Source organism: Williamsia sp. (assembly GCF_016462415.1).
Taxonomy (GTDB): domain Bacteria; phylum Actinomycetota; class Actinomycetes; order Mycobacteriales; family Mycobacteriaceae; genus Williamsia_A.
This window is the reverse complement of record NZ_JAEMTF010000071.1, coordinates 1-18,089: the sequence shown is the minus strand read 5'-3', so window position 1 is coordinate 18,089 and position 18,089 is coordinate 1. Positions and strand designations below refer to the sequence as shown.

Annotated in this window: 13 protein-coding genes and 1 pseudogene; 7 read left to right on the top strand and 7 right to left on the bottom strand. The window is 68.2% G+C overall.

The window, feature by feature from the left end; all coding sequences use genetic code 11:
- The 4 genes from JHC79_RS16225 to dnaK all read right to left on the bottom strand — a co-directional run.
- The coding region (locus JHC79_RS16225) for a helix-turn-helix transcriptional regulator (protein ID WP_296392644.1) at positions 1 to 329 on the bottom strand (329 nt) is incomplete at its 3' end.
- 23 nt (positions 330 to 352) lie between these two features.
- Positions 353 to 1,558: a molecular chaperone DnaJ gene (gene dnaJ, locus JHC79_RS16220; protein ID WP_296392642.1), complete on the bottom strand. Its 1,206-nt coding sequence runs from the start codon at positions 1,556 to 1,558 to the stop codon at positions 353 to 355.
- Positions 1,559 to 1,681: 123 nt separating this feature from the next.
- Entirely contained in the window at positions 1,682 to 2,308 is a 627-nt protein-coding gene (gene grpE / locus JHC79_RS16215) for a nucleotide exchange factor GrpE (protein ID WP_296392640.1), read from the bottom strand.
- A complete protein-coding gene (gene dnaK, locus JHC79_RS16210) occupies positions 2,305 to 4,161 on the bottom strand; it encodes a molecular chaperone DnaK (protein ID WP_296392638.1) in 1,857 nt (618 codons plus the stop codon). Before dnaK ends, grpE begins: the two co-directional genes overlap by 4 nt.
- Positions 4,162 to 4,403: 242 nt before the next feature.
- On the opposite strand from dnaK, the gene JHC79_RS16205 reads away from it, so the two are divergent.
- From JHC79_RS16205 to JHC79_RS16180, 6 genes are all read left to right on the top strand, one after another.
- On the top strand, positions 4,404 to 5,366 hold the full coding sequence (locus JHC79_RS16205) for an alpha/beta fold hydrolase (RefSeq protein ID WP_296392636.1): 963 nt from the start codon (positions 4,404 to 4,406) through the stop codon (positions 5,364 to 5,366).
- Positions 5,367 to 5,469: 103 nt separating this feature from the next.
- A complete protein-coding gene (locus tag JHC79_RS16200) occupies positions 5,470 to 6,807 on the top strand; it encodes an acyltransferase (protein ID WP_296392635.1) in 1,338 nt (445 codons plus the stop codon).
- Between the two features lie 128 nt (positions 6,808 to 6,935).
- Positions 6,936 to 10,223, top strand: a complete 3,288-nt coding sequence (locus JHC79_RS16195) for a heterodisulfide reductase-related iron-sulfur binding cluster (protein WP_296392633.1) — start codon at positions 6,936 to 6,938, stop codon at positions 10,221 to 10,223.
- 177 nt (positions 10,224 to 10,400) lie between these two features.
- The gene (locus JHC79_RS16190; RefSeq protein WP_296392631.1) at positions 10,401 to 12,152 is read left to right on the top strand and encodes an SDR family oxidoreductase; all 1,752 of its coding nucleotides are present in this window, start codon (positions 10,401 to 10,403) and stop codon (positions 12,150 to 12,152) included.
- A 10-nt stretch (positions 12,153 to 12,162) separates the two neighbouring features.
- Positions 12,163 to 13,080: a metal-dependent hydrolase gene (locus JHC79_RS16185; RefSeq protein WP_296392629.1), complete on the top strand. Its 918-nt coding sequence runs from the start codon at positions 12,163 to 12,165 to the stop codon at positions 13,078 to 13,080.
- Between the two features lie 56 nt (positions 13,081 to 13,136).
- Positions 13,137 to 14,255: a PDR/VanB family oxidoreductase gene (locus tag JHC79_RS16180; protein WP_296392651.1), complete on the top strand. Its 1,119-nt coding sequence runs from the start codon at positions 13,137 to 13,139 to the stop codon at positions 14,253 to 14,255.
- Between the two features lie 17 nt (positions 14,256 to 14,272).
- Here the strand turns inward: JHC79_RS16180 and JHC79_RS16175 are convergent, their stop codons facing one another.
- Together JHC79_RS16175 and JHC79_RS16170 are read right to left on the bottom strand one after the other, a co-directional pair.
- The gene (locus tag JHC79_RS16175; RefSeq protein ID WP_296392627.1) at positions 14,273 to 15,247 is read right to left on the bottom strand and encodes an alpha/beta fold hydrolase; all 975 of its coding nucleotides are present in this window, start codon (positions 15,245 to 15,247) and stop codon (positions 14,273 to 14,275) included.
- Between the two features lie 44 nt (positions 15,248 to 15,291).
- A complete protein-coding gene (locus tag JHC79_RS16170; RefSeq protein WP_296392624.1) occupies positions 15,292 to 16,875 on the bottom strand; it encodes an MFS transporter in 1,584 nt (527 codons plus the stop codon).
- Between the two features lie 93 nt (positions 16,876 to 16,968).
- Here JHC79_RS16170 and JHC79_RS16165 point away from each other — a divergent pair, with 93 nt between their 5' ends.
- Positions 16,969 to 17,541 carry a TetR/AcrR family transcriptional regulator gene (locus JHC79_RS16165; RefSeq protein WP_296392622.1) on the top strand — a complete coding sequence of 191 codons (573 nt, stop codon included), beginning with the start codon at positions 16,969 to 16,971 and terminating at the stop codon, positions 17,539 to 17,541.
- 15 nt (positions 17,542 to 17,556) lie between these two features.
- Here the strand turns inward: JHC79_RS16165 and JHC79_RS16160 are convergent.
- Positions 17,557 to 18,089, bottom strand: a pseudogene (locus tag JHC79_RS16160) (hypothetical protein); the annotation flags it as partial.

Below are 18,089 nucleotides of genomic sequence, written 5' to 3'. Positions count from 1 at the left end.
ACCAGTGCACTCGTACGGGGCACGGGCACCAACTCGGTCCCACGCCGACCGCGAGCGGACCGTTCGGCGGCCAACTCGTGCTCCAGTTCACGCACCCGCTGGGCGAGCGCGTCGACGTGATTGGTCAGATCGATGATGCGCTTGATGCCCTCGAGGTTGACGCCTTCGTCCTGCGAGAGCCGCTGCACCTCGCGCAGCAACTCGACATCGCGAGACGAGTAGCGACGGCCACCGCCGGCGGCGCGTTGCGGGCTGACCAGACCGAGCCGGTCATAGGTGCGCAGCGTCTGGGCGTGCATGCCCGCGAGCTCGGCCGCGACCGAGATCATGAACATCTCCTCGCGACCCTCCATCACGCACCGCCCCAACCGGCTCGGGGTGCGAACCCGCTGGCGCGCTCGGCTTCTGCGTACTCACGCAGCTTCTCGGTGGCGTTCTCGTCGAGCGTCGACGGCACCGACACCTTCACGGTCACGAGCAGGTCGCCGGACCCACCGGCCCTCTTGGTCACTCCGCGTCCACGAACCCGGAGGGTGCGGCCGTCGGAGGTGTTCGGCGGGATCTTGACGCCGACATTGCCGTCGAGCGTCGGCACCGACACCGTCGCGCCGAGCACGAGTTCGCCGAAGCTGACCGGCAATTCGACCTTGAGGTCGTTGCCGACGCGGGTGAACACCGAGTCCGCACGAACGTGGACGACCACGTAGAGGTCCCCCGACGGTGCACCGCGCAGACCGGCCTCGCCCTGGCCCGCGAGCCGGATCCGTTGTCCGTCCTCGACTCCCACGGGGATGCGCACGTTGATGGTGCGGGTACGCACGGTGACACCGTTGCCCGAGCAGTCGGGGCAGGGATCGTCGATCCGCGAACCGGTTCCCTGGCAGTCGGTGCACGGTTCACTGAACCCGAACGCGCCCTGGTTGCGGCTGACGACGCCCGCACCGTTGCAGGTGGAGCACACCTTGGGACTGGTCCCCGGCTTCGCGCCGCTGCCGTGGCAGGTGGTGCAGGGGGCCGGACTCGTCAGCGACAACGACACCGTCGTGCCGAGGGCGGCGTCCCGGAAACCCAGGGTCGTCTCGGTCTCGAGATCGTTGCCTCGCTTGGGGCGTGAACCACCGCGCGGGGCACGATTGAACAACCCGCCGAACAGGTCGCCGAGGTTGCCGGCGTCTGCGCCGCCGCCGTTGCCGAACAGATCGCCGACGTCGAACTGCTGACCGCCCGCCGGACCGCGTCCGGTGGTGTAGCCGCCGGGGCTCGAACCGTAGGGGAAACCGCCGCCGGCGCCGTTACCGCCGCCACGGAAACGACCACCCGCGAACATGCTTCGCGTCTCGTCGTATTCCTTGCGCTTGGCCGGGTCGGACAGGACGCTGTGCGCCTCCGACACCCGCTTGAACCGCTCCTCGGCCGCGGCGTCGCCGGGGTTGGCGTCGGGATGCAGTTCGCGCGCCAGCTTGCGGTACGCCTTCTTGATCTCGTCGGCCGACGCGGTCGAAGCAACGCCGAGGTCCTTGTAGAAGTCCTGTTCGAGCCATTCGCGTTGGGGAGCCATCAGGCGTCACCTCCTCACGTGAGAAACATCGTCATGAAGTCGACGGACCTCACATCGTCGGCACGAACCATTGTCGCAGTTCGCGTCGACGATGTGAGGTATCCGTCGGTGGTGGGCGCGGAGCTAGGCTCCGGCACCCGCGTCGGCAGCGTCGGTCACGGTGACCATCGCGGTCCGCAACAGCCGCTCGCCGAGGCGGTATCCCTGCCGGTAGACATCGCCGATGACCGGGTTCGCGCCGTCACCGTCGTGCTGCACGGCCTCGTGCAGCGCGGGGTCGAACGCGTCACCCTGGGCACCGAAGGTGTTGAGCCCCTGCGACTTCAGCGTGTCGACGATCTTATCGGCGACACCACGCAGCGGTCCCGACTCGAGATCGCCGTGCGCACGCGCGCGGTCGAGGTCGTCGAGCACCGGCAGCAGCGAGCTGATCAGCGTCGCCTTGCCGGTCTCGACTGCGCCCTGACGTTCGCGGTCGGCACGCCGCCGGTAGTTGGCGTACTCGGCCTGCAGTCGCTGCAGGTCGGCGAGCAACTCCGCCTCCTTGGCCGACTGCGATTCTTGGGTCGGCTCCGCCGAGGCCTCTTCCGGCGTGAGCTCGGTCGGGGCGGCACCGTCGGCCTCACCGGCTTCTGCCGGTTCGGCGTTCGCCGCCGCCTCTGCTGCGGCGGCCACGTCCTCCGGGTTCACCTCCCCGAGGTCGACCGGATCGCCCGGCTCCTCGGGTGTGCCCGGCTGATCAGCCGTCACTTCTTCTCACCGGAATCGGCGTCGGTGGGCTCGTCCACGACCTCGGCGTCGACCACGTCGTCGGCCCCGTCAGACGAACCGGGTGCACCATCGGCGCCGGCCTCGGCCGCGGAGTTGGCGTAGATCGCCTGTCCCAGGGCCTGCGACTCGGTGGACAGGGTCTCGACCGCGGACTTGATCGCGGCGAGATCGGTGCCCTTGAGTGCCTCGTTGGCTCCGGCGATGGCGGCTTCGACCTTCTCCTTGGCGTCGGCGGGGACCTTGTCCTCGCTCTCCTTGAGGAACTTCTCGGTCTGGTTCACCAACGACTCGGCCTGGTTGCGGGTCTCGGCCTCTTCCTTGCGCTTGCGATCCTCGTCGGCGTGCGCCTCGGCATCCTTGATCATGCGGTCGATCTCGTCCTTCGAGAGGCCCGAGCCGTCCTGGATCCGGATGGTGTTCTCCTTGCCGGTGCCCTTGTCCTTCGCGGTGACGTGCACGATGCCGTTGGCGTCGATGTCGAAGGTCACCTCGATCTGCGGGACACCCTGCGGCGCAGGCGCGATGCCGGCCAGCTCGAACGATCCGAGCAGCTTGTTGTGCGACGCGATCTCACGCTCACCCTGGTACACCTGGATCTGCACCGACGGCTGCGAATCCTCGGCCGTGGTGTAGGTCTCCGACCGCTTGGTCGGGATGGTGGTGTTGCGCTCGATCAGCTTGTGCATGACGCCACCCTTGGTCTCGATACCGAGGCTCAGGGGCGTGACATCCAGCAGCAGAACGTCTTTCACCTCGCCGCGCAGCACACCGGCCTGCAGTGCGGCACCCACGGCGACAACCTCGTCGGGGTTGACGCCCTTGTTGGGCTCCTGTCCACCGGTGAGCTCCTTGACCAGCTCGCTGACCGCGGGCATACGGGTGGAACCGCCGACGAGCACGACGTGGTCGATGTCGCCGACCGCGACGCCCGCGTCCTTGATCACGGCCTGGAACGGCGCACGGGTGCGCTCGAGCAGGTCCGAGGTGATCTTCTGGAACTCACTGCGCGAGAGCTGCTCGTCGAGGAACAACGGGTTCTTCTCGGAGTCCACGGTGATGTAGGGCAGGTTGATCGAGGTGCTCTGACCGGACGACAGTTCGATCTTCGCCTTCTCGGCCGCCTCGCGCAGACGCTGCAGCGCCATCTTGTCCTTGGTGAGGTCGATGCCGTTCTGCGCCTTGAACTTCTCGACGAGCCAGTCGACGATGCGCTGGTCCCAGTCGTCGCCGCCGAGCAGGTTGTCGCCGGAGGTCGCACGGACCTCGACGACGCCGTCACCGATCTCGAGCAGCGAGACGTCGAACGTGCCGCCACCGAGGTCGAAGACCAGGATGGTCTGCTCGGACTGGCCCTTGTCGAGGCCGTACGCGAGGGCGGCCGCGGTGGGCTCGTTGACGATGCGCAGGACGTTGAGGCCCGCGATCTGGCCGGCTTCCTTGGTCGCCTGACGCTGCGAGTCGTTGAAGTACGCGGGGACGGTGATGACCGCCTCGGTCACCTCGTCGCCGAGGTAGCTCTCCGCGTCACGCTTGAGCTTCATCAGCGTACGGGCGCTGATCTCCTGCGGGGTGTAGTCCTTGTCGTCGATCTTCTGCGACCACTCACCCTCGCCCATGTGGCGCTTGACCGAGCGGATGGTGCGATCGACGTTGGTGACCGCCTGGTTCTTGGCGGGCTGGCCGACCAGGACCTCGCCGTTGCGGGCGAATGCGACGACCGACGGGGTCGTGCGCGATCCCTCGGCGTTGGCGATGACGGTGGGTTCTCCACCCTCGAGGACCGACACCACCGAGTTGGTGGTGCCGAGGTCGATACCGACAGCACGAGCCATATCTTCTTACCTCCTACGTTTACGACGTCGGCCGGACGTTCGGCCGGCAGACCACTGATGTCTCGAACCTCAGTGGAGTCCACTCAACTACTACGCGAGGATGTCGTCGGCGTCAAATCAGTTGAGTGGAGCACGCTCAAGGTTCTCGAGGTGTTCAACTCGTGACCCCTCGGATCTGTTCCCGCCGCACGGGAGTTCCTCGCCCGGACAGCCCGGGCCACGCGCGGATATAGTCGGCGGCGATGACTCGCAGACTGTCTCGACGCACGATTGCGCTGGTCACGGCGGTATTGGTGCTCATCGTCGCGGCCGGTGTCGCCGTGGGTGTGCGGCCGTCGACCCGGACTGCGGACCGGGCGACGACGGCGCCGACCTCGACGTCGGACGACCCCGCGACGCGCGGGATCAGCGTGCACAGGTACGCCTACCTCCCCGCCGGGGTCGGCGATCCGCGCCAGGACTACGGCGATCTGTATCTCCCGGCGGGCACGCACGCCGACAACACGGTCCCACTGGTGGTGTTGATCCACGGTGGGGGATGGACGGCGCGGTATTCGACGACGTACATGGAACCGATCGCGCGGGCCCTGGCCGCGCAGGGCGTGGCTGTCTACAACATCGAATATCGGCGCATCGGCTCCGGCGGCGGATGGCCGACCACGTTTTCCGACGTGGCCGCGGCCGTCGACCACGTGCCGACGCTCGGGCGACTGAACCCGGAGATCGACACCTCCGACTCCACCCTCGTCGGGCACTCCGCGGGCGCACAGCTCGCGGTCTGGGTGGGCACCCGCAATCCCGCCACCCCCCGCGAGTTCGGTGACCCGCGGTCGCGGTGGAAGCCCACGCGGATCATCTCGCTGGCCGGCCCGTTGAACCTCGAGCGCGCGTCGAACACCGGCGACACCCGGGTCACCCGGATCCTCGGCGGAACTCCGGCGCAGGTCCCCGACCGCTATCGCGCTGTCGACCCGATCGAGAACATCGACCCGACCATGCCCATCACGGCCGTGCACGGCACGGCCGACCGGGTCGTCTCCCCCGCACAGTCGATGTCGTTCGTCGCGGCCGTTCAACGGGCGCGTGGAGAAGCTCGCCTCGTCCTGCTGCGGGGGCAGTCCCACTCGGCCCTGGTGTCTCCGCGATCGTCGGTGTTCCTGCAGATCATCCAGATGATCGCGGCGTCCACCCGACCGTCGGCCTGACCCGGCCGCCCACCGTCCCCCGCACGATGGCAGCGCACGGACAGGTTTTTCACAGGAACGCACGCGATGCTGGGCGAATGTCGATGTCGCACGCTGCCGGTCAGTGGCCCAGGTCACAGCGCTGGGGGTCGCCGACGGGGGCTGGTACCGTCGCCCCGATGCTGACCGCGACCCCGCGAGCAGGCCGATGACGACGTCGCTCGCCACCTCATCGACCACCGGTGTCTCCGCGGCAGTGCCGGCGAAGACCCGACGCGGGCATCTGCATCAGCTGGACTTCGTCCGTGGCAGCACGTTCCTGATGGTGATCTTCTGCCACGTTCTGACCAACACGAACAACTCCGACACCAGCGTCCTCACCAACGCTCTGGGCATGTGGGGCCACTTCACCCGTAACGCCTTCTTCTTCCTCACCGGTTTCGTGCTGATGTTCGGCAACTACGACAAGCCCGACTTCAAGGCCACCCAGTTCTGGCCACGCCGCCTCAAGCTCGTCGTCATCCCCTACCTGATCTGGTCCGTCGTCTACTGGGGCTACTCGGTGGTGGCCAACGGCGGATGGTCGGACATGGGCTTCTGGTTCGAGCAGCTCCGCAACGGGTTGCTGTGGGGTACAGCCGGTTTCCAGCTGTACTTCATCTTCGTGATCATCCAGTTCTATCTGCTGTTCCCGGCGATCCTGTGGATCGTCCGGAAGACACGCAACCACCACATCGCGCTGCTGGCCACGAGCCTGATCATCCAGCTCGCCATCCTCTACACGCTCAACCACCTCAGCGCGCCGCAGGGCAGCTGGCTGTACGACAACTGGTGGCATGCCTACTCGACGTTCCTGCCGTACCAGTTCTTCGTGTTCCTCGGCGCGGTCGCCGCAGTGCACCGGGAGCGGGTCGACGAGTGGCTGCGTGGACGCGGGTGGTGGATCCTGGCCGGGGTCATCGTCAGCGGTGTGTTCGCCTACGTCACCTTCTCCGAGCGGCTCGCCGACGGCCAACCGCCGTCGCTCGCCGGGTTCGCGCTCAACCCCACGCTGCAGCCGTTCATATTCATGGCGATCATCGCGCTGTACGCGACGGCGTTGCGGTGGTCGGACCGCCGCGACCGGACGCCGCGGTTCAACAGGGTCGTCAGCTACGCGTCGAACCGGTCGTTCGCGATCTTCCTGGCGCACGTGTTCGTCCTGCAGTTGCTGATCCTGCCGCGCCTCGACAGCCCCGCCACCCAGGGCTGGTTCGAGCAGCACCTGGGGGCGCCGTGGGCCACGATCGTCGTCTATCTGCTCACCGTCTCGATCACGCTCGTGATCGCCGAAGGGCTCCGGCGGGCACCGTTCGCGCTGTATCTCACCGGGCGTCCGAGAATTCCGGTTCGGGCGAAACAGACCGCCGAGTCGAGCGTCACATCCGACGCGTCGCGGCAGGTCGAACCTACTCGCGGGTAACCAACATCACCCCAGGTGGCGACTTAGGTCTACCTTCCATGCGAGCACCCGCGGCCAGGCCTTACGGTCTATGTAAGGACACCTGGGCGTCGGCTGTCGTTCGCCCTGGATAGAAAGGCCCCAACGCCTTGAGCGCCACCACCATCACCATCGGCACCATCGCAGCCCTCATCAGTCTCGGATGCTGGGCCCTGTTCTTCTCCGGCGTGTGGAAAATGCTCCGCACGATCGCCCAGGGACAGCGCGACACCACACGACTCACCCCGGTCATCCCGCGTTTCAAGCAGATGATGATCGAGTTCGTCGCCCACACCCGGATGGTGAAGTTCCGCACCGTCGGCTGGGCGCACTGGCTCGTCATGATGGGCTTCGTCGTCGGATCACTGCTCTGGTTCGAGGCCTACGGACAGACCTTCGATCCCGAGTTCCACTGGCCGATCTTCGGCGACACCTTCGTGTGGCACCTGCTCGACGAACTGCTGGGCATCGGCACGGTCGTCGGCATCGTGACGCTGATCATCATCCGGCAGCTCAACCACCCGCGCCGCCCGGAGCGCCTGTCGCGCTTCGCCGGTTCGGGGTTCCTGGCCGCCTACTTCGTCGAGGTCGTCGTCCTGCTCGAGGGCCTGGGCATGATCTTCGTCAAGGCCGGCAAGATCGCGACCTACGGCGACGGACACGTCGGCTCGGACTTCTTCACCATGCAGGTGGCGCACATCCTGCCGGAGAGCCCGCTGCTGGTGTCGATCTTCGCCGCGATCAAGCTGCTCTCGGGCATGGTGTGGCTGGCCGTCGTCGGCCGCCGCATCACCTGGGGTGTCGCATGGCACCGCTTCGCCGCGTTCTTCAACATCTACTTCAAGCGCGAACTCGGCTCCAAGGTCGCCCTCGGTGCCGCCAAGCCGATGATGTCGAACGGCGAGGTCCTCGTCATGGAGGAGGCCGACCCCGACGTCGACGCGTTCGGAGCGGGCAAGATCGAGGACTTCAGCTGGAAGGGCTGGCTCGACTTCACCACCTGCACCGAGTGTGGTCGGTGCCAGAGCCAGTGCCCGGCGTGGAACACCGGTAAGCCGTTGTCGCCCAAGCTGTTGATCATGTCGCTGCGCGACCACGGTTACGCCAAGGCGCCGTACCTGCTCGCGGGTGGTCGCACCGACGCCGCGGGTGACGAGGTCGGACTCGTCGACGCCGAGGGCAACGTCGACCAGGCCGCGTTGGACAAGATCCCGGCCGCGGCGCGCGCCGAGGCCGCCCGTCCGTTGGTCGGCCCGAGCGAGGGCGCCGCCGGCGGGGGCATCATCGACGCGGACACCCTGTGGAGCTGCACCAACTGCGGCGCATGCGTCGAGCAGTGCCCCGTCGACATCGAGCACGTCGACCACATCATCGACATGCGTCGCTACCAGGTCCTCATCGAGTCGGACTTCCCGTCCGAGCTCGCCGGTCTGTTCAAGAACCTGGAGAACAAGGGCAACCCCTGGGGCCAGAACTCCAAGGACCGCACCAACTGGATCAACGAGATCGACATCGACATCCCGGTCTACGGCCAGGACGTCGACACCTTCGAGGGCTTCGAGTACCTCTTCTGGGTCGGTTGTGCCGGCGCCTACGAGGACCGCGCGAAGAAGACCACCAAGGCCGTCGCCGAGCTCCTCGACATCGCAGCGGTGAACTTCCTCGTCCTCGGTGAGGGCGAGACCTGCACCGGTGACTCGGCTCGCCGTTCGGGCAACGAGTTCCTGTTTCAGATGCTGGCGCAGCAGAACATCGACACCCTCGGTGAGCTGTTCGCCACCGCACCGCAGCAGCGCAAGAAGATCGTCGTCACCTGCGCCCACTGCTTCAACGCACTGGGCAACGAGTACCCGCAGGTGGGTGGGCAGTTCGAGGTCGTGCACCACACACAGCTGCTGAACCGTCTCGTGCGTGACAAGCGTCTGATCCCCGTCGCGCCGGTCTCGGAGAACGTGACCTACCACGACCCCTGCTTCCTCGGTCGCCACAACAAGGTCTACGAGGAGCCCCGCGAGCTCATGTCCGCGTCGGGGTCGGCACTGCGCGAGATGCCGCGTCACGGCGAACGGTCCATGTGCTGTGGCGCCGGTGGCGCCCGCATGTGGATGGAGGAGTCCATCGGCAAGCGGATCAACCTCGACCGCGTCGACGAGGCCCTGAGCACGCTCGACGACTCCGGCGAGCAGCCCCAGAAGATCGCGACCGGCTGCCCCTTCTGCAAGGTGATGCTCAGTGACGGCACCACCGCCAAGACCAGCGGCACCGACCTCGAGAACAAGGTCGAGGTCGTCGACGTGGCTCAACTGCTGCTCGAGTCGGTGACCCGCGGGGCCGCCGAGATCAAGCGTGGTGGACGGTTCCTCGGTCCCGCGACCGTCGGGACCGCAACCCTCGACGACACCGACGTCAAGGCCGAGCAGGTCACCGAGACCACGACGTCGTCGGCTCCCGCCGAGGCCGCTGCCGAGGCCACCGGAACCGAGACCAAGGCGAAGCCGAAGGTCGGGCTCGGTATGGGCGGTGGCGTCAAGCGCCCCGGCCAGGCCGCCAGGGCGTCTGCGCCGGCCAAGGATTCGACCGCCGAGTCGAAGGCGGAGCCCGCATCGTCGAACTCCGCGGAGGCGGTCGAGGCGAAGTCCGCGGCCACCGAGGCGAAGTCCAAGGGCTTCGGCATGTCCGGCGGGATGAAGCGTCCGGGCCAGGCGGCCAAGGCGTCGGCACCGGCAGCAGACAAGTCCGAGGCACCTGCGGCTCCGGCCGCGAAGGCACCGGCGACCGAAGCATCGGCACCGGCGGAGGCCTCGACCGAGACGGCTGCACCGGCGGCGGAACCGAAGGCCAAGGGCTTCGGCATGGGCGGCGCGAAGCGTCCGGGCCAGGCGGCCAAGGCGCCGTCTGCGCCGGCCGAGCCCGCGAAGGCACCGGCCCCCGCCGAGCCGGCTGCCGACGAGGCGTCGGCCACCGAGGCGTCGGCCACCGAGGCGAAGGCCTCGGAGCCCGAGGCGACACCGAGCGAGACGGCTGCCGCACCGGCAGAGACCCCGTCTGCCCCCGCTCCGGAGCCGAAGTCCAAGGGCTTCGGCATGGGCGCCGCGAAGCGTCCGGGCCAGGCCGCCAAAGCACCGGCCACGCCGGCCGCGAGCACGCCGACCGAACCCGCGAGCAATGGCTCGGCCGAGACCAACGGTTCGGCGGAGTCCAACGGCTCAGCGGAGTCCAACGGCTCAGCGGAGACCAACGGCTCGGCGGAGACCAACGGGTCAGCGGAGTCTGACGAGTCTGCCGATACGAACGGCTCAGATGCTCCCGCCACCCACGCGCGGGTGATCACCGAGACGGGCACATCGAAGGCCGCCGGCTTCGGCATCGCCGCCGGAAAGAAGCGCCCGGGGTCCTGATCCCACGACTCTCCACCTGACCATCGCCGTCGATTCCCTGTGAATCGGCGGCGATTGTCGTTTCGGCCCCACCGAGGCGGCCCCGACTTTCTATCTGTGACCTTTGGTAACGCGTATAGCTCACGGTCAGCGCACCACGTGGGTTATGCTCAAAAACGTTACAACGAAGGATGTCAGATGACCATGTGGCGTGAACGCACCGTGACCAGCGCAGATGTGCGGTTGGCGGTGTTCGAACTGGGCGATACGAGTAGACCCACCGTTGTCCTCGTACACGGATGGCCGGACACCCATCACCTGTGGACGCACGTGGCCCCACTGCTCGCCGAGCACTTCCACGTCGTCGCCTATGACACCCGCGGGTACGGCGCCACCGACGCTCCGTCGGGCGACGCCCCGTACCGTCTCGAGGCGCTCGCCGGCGATCTGTTCGCCGTCGCCGCGGCCGTCAGCGACACCCCGGTGCACGTGCTGGCCCACGACTGGGGCTCCGTGCAGACCTGGGAGGCCGTGACGACCCCCGGCGCGTCCGACCGCATCGCCTCGTTCACGTCGGTGTCGGGACCCGACCTCGACCACCTCGGGATGTGGGCGCGCAGCAAACTCCGCCGGCCTACCCCCGCCGCCCTCGGCACGGCTCTGACGCAGGTCGCGTCCTCGGCCTACACCGTGATGTTCCAGCTGCCGGTGGTGCCGAAGGTGTTCTTCGGTCTGCTCGGGTGGGCCCCGGTGTGGCGGCAGTTCCTGCACCTCGTCGAAGGCACCGCCGCCGCCGACGTGACCGTCTCCCCCACGCTGCACCGCGACATGATCTCCGGGCTGCGGTACTACCGCGCCAACCTGCGGCCCCGACTGCTGCACCCGGACGCGCGGTCGACCGACATACCCGTCTTCCAGATCGTGAACCGCCGCGACATCGCGTTGCGGCCCGCCATCTACGAACACACCCACCGCTACGTGACGCAGCTGTGGCGACGTGATCTGCCCACCGGTCACTGGTTGCCGTATGCACGTCCGCAGCTGCTGGCCGAGCTGACCCGCGACTTCATCACGTCCCTCGAGAGCGGGACCCCGAGTGCCGCGATCGCTCGCGCCCGTCTGACCGGCACCCCCGCTCCGTTCGCCGGGAAGCTCGCCGTCATCACCGGCGCCGGGAGCGGGATCGGCCGGGAGACCGCACTGCTACTGGCCGAGCAGGGCGGCGAGGTGGTCCTCGCCGACATCGACGTCGCCGCGGCCGAGAAGACCGCGAGCATCATCACCGACACCGGCGGACGCGCCCACGCCTACGCGCTCGACGTGGCCGACACCGACGCGTTCGAGTCCTTCGCCGACACGGTCACCGACACCCACGGCGTCCCCGACATCGTCATCAACAACGCAGGCATCGGCCTGGCCGGACCGCTTCTCGACGCGACCGACGCCCAGATCCGACGACTCGTCGACATCAACCTCGTGTCGGTCGCGACCGGTAGCCGTCTGTTCGGGCGGGCGATGGTCGCGCGCGGGCTCGGCGGGCAGATCGTGAACCTGTCCTCGGCCGCCGCGTTCACCCCGCAGCGCGGGCTCGGCGCCTACGCCGCGACGAAGGCGGGCGTACTACTGCTCAGCGAGTCGCTGCGCGCCGAGCTGGCCGAACACCACATCGGTGTCACCGCCATCTGCCCCGGAATCGTCGACACGAACATCATCTCCGCCACCGAGTTCGCCGGTGCGAGCACCGACGGCCAGGAACAGTTGCGCGACAAGATGAACGGGATGTATCGACGCCGAGGGTTCACCCCCGATCGGGTGGCGGCCGACATCCTGGGGGCGATCGGCGCGAACCGCGCGGTGGTCCCGGTGACGGTGGAGGCCAAGGTCGGCTACCGCATATACCGCTTCGTGCCGGGCCTGTCCCGACGCATGGCCCGCACCAATCTGGTCTGAGGAGATAGTCATGACGCAGTCAACCCACACCTCGAAGCCCGCTCGGATCACACCCGGCGAGCACGACCCGGGACCGGTGTCGTTGCACGCGCGCAACGTCGCGTTCGACTTCGAGGCGACACCGCTGCACTGGATCCCGGGTCACCCGATGTCGTCGAACGTCATCAGCATGTTGAACCTGCTGCTGCCCGAGGGTGAGCGGTGGTTCGTGACGACGTACAACGAGGCACTGCCGCTGGTCGCCGACGAGGAGCTCGCCGCCACCATGCGCGGGTTCATCGGCCAGGAGGCCATGCACGCCGAGGCCCACGACAAGGTGCTGTGGGACTTCCTCGATCGCCACGGCGTCGACCCACGCCCGTTCCAGCGACAGATGCAGTGGCTGTTCCGCAAAGCCCTGTCGCCCAAGCAGTCCTGGTCGGAGGAGCGTCGCAAGAAGGATCTCGTCGAGCGCCTCTGGCTGATCGCGGCGATCGAGCACTACACCGCGATCCTCGGCGACTTCGCACTGAACAACACCTGGCGCGAGCACGGGTCCGATCCGGCCATGACCGACCTGTTCACCTGGCACGGGGCCGAGGAGGTCGAACACCGCTGCGTCGCGCATGATGTCGCGGTCTACTTCGGCGACGGTTATCTCCGCCGCGGCCGGGCGATGGCGATCAGCCTCGTCGGACTGTTGATGCTGATCAACCGCGGAAGCCGCTTCATCGCCAAGAGTGATCCCACGATCGAGTACTCGTACTGGCGGATGATCCGCGAGTACGCACGCGGCGCTCGTGCCGGCGTGTTGCCCACGTTGCGGTCGATCATCTTCGCCACCTTCAGCTATTTCAAGCCGACGTTCTACCCCGACCAGATCGGTTCCACCGCACAGGCTGTCGCCTACCTCGCCGCCTCGCCCGCAGCGCGCGCGGCGCATCCGTGAGCATCACCGTGCCGACCGACGAATCGAACATGCCCCCGGTACCCACCGATGTCGACATGGCCGCCCCGATGGAGATCTACGACGCCGAGGCGACCCCGCCGCACCTCTACGGACGGTTCCGACACGACCCGGCCATGTTGGTCGTCGCCGCCGTGACGCGGTCCTGGTACCCGCTGCTCGGCCGGTTCGTCAAGGCACCCAAGGACACCCATGTCAACACCGGGGTCACCACGGTCCGCATCGCCGAGCGCACCGTGGTGGCCGAGGACGAGAACGTGGTGTCGCTGCGGTTCGTCGCGCTCGACGGCGGGGAGTTGCCGCCGTGGTACCCGGGTGCACACCTCGACCTCCTGCTCCCGTCGGGACGGATGCGTGAGTACTCGCTGTGCGGCGACCCCACCGACCGGACCTACTACCGCATCGCGGTGCGGCGCATCCCCGACGGCGGTGGCGGTTCGGTCGAGGTCCACGACACTCTCCGCGTCGGTGACACCATCTCGGTCAAGGGCCCGCGCAACGCCTTCCCGCTCGCGCTCCCGGGCCGTGGCTCGCCCGCACAACGGCTGCGGTTCGTCGCCGGCGGGATCGGCATCACCCCGATCCTGCCCATGGTCGCCGCGGCCGACCGTCTCGACCTCGACTGGTCGATGATCTACACCGGACGTTCCGAGGACTCATTGCCGTTCGTCGAGACCCTGCGCTCACACGGTGACCGCGTCACGGTCCGCACCGACGACAACGGCGGGATCCCCACCGCTGCCGAGCTCCTCGACGGGGTCGAGGCCGGCACCGCGGTCTACTGCTGCGGACCGGTCCCGATGCTCAACGCGATCCGCCGCGAGCTCACCCACATCGACGACGTCGAGCTGCACTTCGAACGCTTCAGTCCCCCACCGGTCCTGGACGGGTCCCCGTTCCGGGTGACGCTCGCGGCCACCGGTCGCGAGGTCGAGGTCTCGGCGACCGAGTCGACCCTCGCGGCAGTCCGCAAGACGCAACCGTCGGTGCCCTACTCGTGCCAGCAGGGTTTCTGCGGGACGTGCCGGGTCCGCGTCCTCGAGGGCGAGGTGGACCATCGCGATTCGCTGTTGACACCGCCGGAGCGTGCCGCCGGCTGGATGCTCACCTGCGTCTCGCGGGCCGCCGCGGGATCCGATCTGCGACTCGACATCTGACCGGATCCGCCGGGCACCTAGGAGTGTGCGCCGATGACCACCTCGGCGATGCCGGACCCCAGTGGCACCGAACGGCATTGCGGACGCACGGGATGGTCTGGATCGGCGACGTTGATCAGCAGTTGCTGGGCGTACCGGTCGTAGGGCATCCCGAAGTGGCCGACCATGTCGGCGGCGCACCGGTCCGAGATCAGGATGTTCCGCGCACCCCGTGAACGCAGCGCGATGTTGGTGTACGGCTGGATCACCTCGTCATAGCGCGATCCGATCGTGGTGTAGTCCACGCCCGCCACGGTGTCACCGCCGCGATTGAGTCGGCGGAGGAAGTCCGACCCGGCGATCTGCTGGACCAGGGCCGGGCTGACGGTGTCAGAGCCCACCGCGGCGACCAGACCGGGAACCCGGGCCAAGGGCGCGAGCCCGTAGAAGATGCTGCCGTAGGTGGGTGAGGCCAGTCCGATCCACCTGCGCACCTGCCGCGCCGCGCCGAGCTCGGCGATGACGTAGCGCCCGATGGTGGCGCCCTGCGAGTATCCGATGATGTCGAGCGCCGATGCGCCGGTCGCGGCGAGCACCCGCGGGATGAACGCCGCCACCTGTCGTCCGCTGCGGTGGACGTCCTCGGTGCCGAAACTCGTGGTCGACGGGCGGCCACCGTAGTTGATGGCAAAGACGCAGAAGCCGCGTCGGGCGAGCATCGGGGCGATCTCACCGAAGTCGGAGTACGCGCTGGAGTCGGTGCCGTGCAACAGGAGGATCGGGCGCGGATGCGCGGCGTTCGGGCGGCATCGGAAGTCATTGCTGCGCGGCGGCGCCGCGTCGGGATGTTCGTTCGCATAGGCGACCGCCGCGGACTGGGTCCGCACCACCGGGGCCGCCGCGGTCGGGACCAGCGACCGCGACTGCTCGGGCCCGGCGGATGCGACACCACCGGAGGCGAGCGCGGTCATCACGGTCATCGCCACCAGCACGCACGCCCGTCCCGACCACATGTCGATCAGTGTGGCCCCCCGCACGTCTGTCCGCGAGAGGTTGGTCAGATGAACGCCTCCGTGGCGCCGACCGACGCGTCGGCGTCGCGGCGTTCCCGCAATCCGAACCACATGAGCGGCGCGGCGACGCCGGCAGCGGCGACCGCGATCCACACCGACTGATGCAGCCCGTCGACGAAGGCGTCCCCGACCGCGACCCGGATGGCGTCACCCATCTGTACGGGCGCCTGCCGCGCCACCTCGATGCCAGCCATCACCGACGTCTCGGCGGCCACGCGCGCCGAGTCGGGCAGGCCCGCGATGGAGGGCGAGTCGCTCATCGCACCCACGTACACCGAGCTCAACGCCGACCCGAGGACCGCGACACCGAGGGCACCGCCGAACTCGCGGGTCGTGTCGTTGACCGCCGCACCGGCGCCGGCCTGCGCGGGCGGGAGGGCGTTCATCACGACGTGCGTGCACGGCCCGGAGATGAGACCGAGGCCGCCGGCCATCAGGCTCATCGACCAGACGATCAGCCCCCAGTACGACGAGTCGGCGTCGGCGAGTTCGACGAGGGCGAAACCGGCGGCCATCATCAGCGCACCGGTGGCCGACACCGTGGCGACCCCCAGGTACCGCACCAACGCCATCGCGAGCGGTGACACCAGCGCGAGCACCACCGCGAAGGGCAGCGTGTGCAGCCCGGCCGACAGGGTTCCGTATCCCATCACGGCCTGGAAGTACTGCGTCACCAGGAAGATGAACCCGAACAGACAGAAGAACGCCAGGGCGATCAACGCCGAGGCCGACGCGAACTGTCGGTTGCGGAACACTCGGACGTCGAGAATGGGTTGCGCAGAACGTATCTCGCGGCGGACGAACACCGCGGTCAGTCCCAGGGCGACGACGATCCCGCCGATCGTGCGGACATCGGTCCACCCGTGGTTCGGGCCCTCGATCACCGAGTAGATCATCAGGCCCATCGCGGCGACCGAGAGCAACAGACCGAACACGTCGAACGCACCGACATCACGCCGGCGACCACCCGAGGGGACGAGCGCCAGCACCGCGACGACGACCACCGCGGCGAACGGAAGGTTCACCCAGAACACCGACGCCCAGGAGAAGTGCTCGAGCAGCCACCCGCCCAGCACCGGCCCGACAGCGACCGCGACACCGGTCGTCGCCGCCCAGGCACCGAACGCCGCAGCACGCTCACGGGGGTCGGTGAACACCGCGGTGAGCAGCGCCAGCGTCGCCGGGAAGACGAGCGCCGCGAAGACACCGAGACCCACGCGGGACGCGATCAGCATCGCGAGCGATCCCGATTCCGCGGCCACCACCGAGATGGCCGCGAACCCGACGACACCGACGAGCAGGGTGCGTCGACGGCCGAAGCGGTCACCGAGGTGGCCGCCGGTGATCAGCAGGCCGGCGAACGCGAGGGTGTACGCGTCGACCACCCATTGCAGACCGGAACTGCTCGCGGCGAGGTCGCGACTGATGGTCGGCAGTGCGACGTTGACGATCGTGTTGTCGATCATCACCATCAGCGTCGCCAGACAGAGGGCGACGAGGGCGAACCATCTCCGCGCGGCCGGCGCCTCGGACGTGGCGTCGATCGGCGGGGCGCTTGTCTGGGTCATCGGAGCTCCTCAGGGGATGTCGGTAGAACGACGTACCAGTGTTGTAGAACAACGTTCTACCAAAGAAGAACATTGTTCTACTACGCTGTCAAGGTGGCAACAAAGAGAACCCCCGGTGCTGATGTCCGCGCGGCGTTGGTCGGCGCCGGGCATCGTGTCCTCGCCGACAAGGGCGTCCGCGGTCTGACCGTGCGGGCCGTCGCGGCCGAGGCCGGTGTCGCGCCGATGGGCGTCTACAACCACCTCGACGGCAAGGACGGCCTGCTGGCGGTGATCGTCGCCGACGGATTCGAGCAGCTACGGGCGACGACCGCCGACGCCGTCGACTCCGATGCCCGACGGCGACTGCGCGACGCGGGCCGACGGTATCGGCGGTTCGCGCTGGACAACCCCACGCTCTACCGACTGATGTTCTCCGAGAACTGCGACCTCGGTGGTGACGCAGGACTGTCCGCACTCGGGGCGCTCACCGAGATCGTCCGGTACGCACAGGGAGCCGGGGTCATTCGCGCCGACGACCCGTTCGAACTGACCCTGGCCATCTGGTCGTGTGTGCACGGTGCGGTGAGCCTGGAACTCGATGCGGCCGCACCCATCCCGGTTGATCGCGACGCGATCTTCGAATCCGTGCTCGATGTGATCGAGCACGGCGTCATCGTTCGCTGATGTCCGAGACCCGGCTCAGGGCAACAGGATCGGCGGAAGTCCTGGAATCGGGTTGGGGATGCTGCGGGGCCGGGCACGAGGGGCCGGCCTGCTTCGTCGCGGCGCAGCCTGGGCGGTCGGCGGGGCGGCAGGTGGCGGCGCGGTGTACTGCGTCACCGGCAGTCGGGCGGCGCCGAGATCCAGCGGCGGACGCGGCGGTTGGGTCGATGACGGCTCCGATGTCCCGACCGCGGGCGGCGTGCCGGTCTGCGCGGCGTTGACCTGACCACTCGCCGCTGACCGACCCTGGTCGATCCAGGGCAGGGTCAGGACGATGATCCCGAGTGCGGCCGCACCGGCGACGGCACCCGTACCGATCAGCAGACGCCGGTTGTGGACACGGCGGGCCTCGGGAGACGTCGTGTCGGCGACGGGTGCGGGTGGCGAGTAGTGCCGCGGGCCTCCGGAATCTCTCACGTCGCGATTGTCGTGCACGGAGATCGGTTCCCGCTCACCACCCGGGCCGAAGAACGCGTCGTGGTGGTTCGCGGTCGGGAACGAGGGGTTGC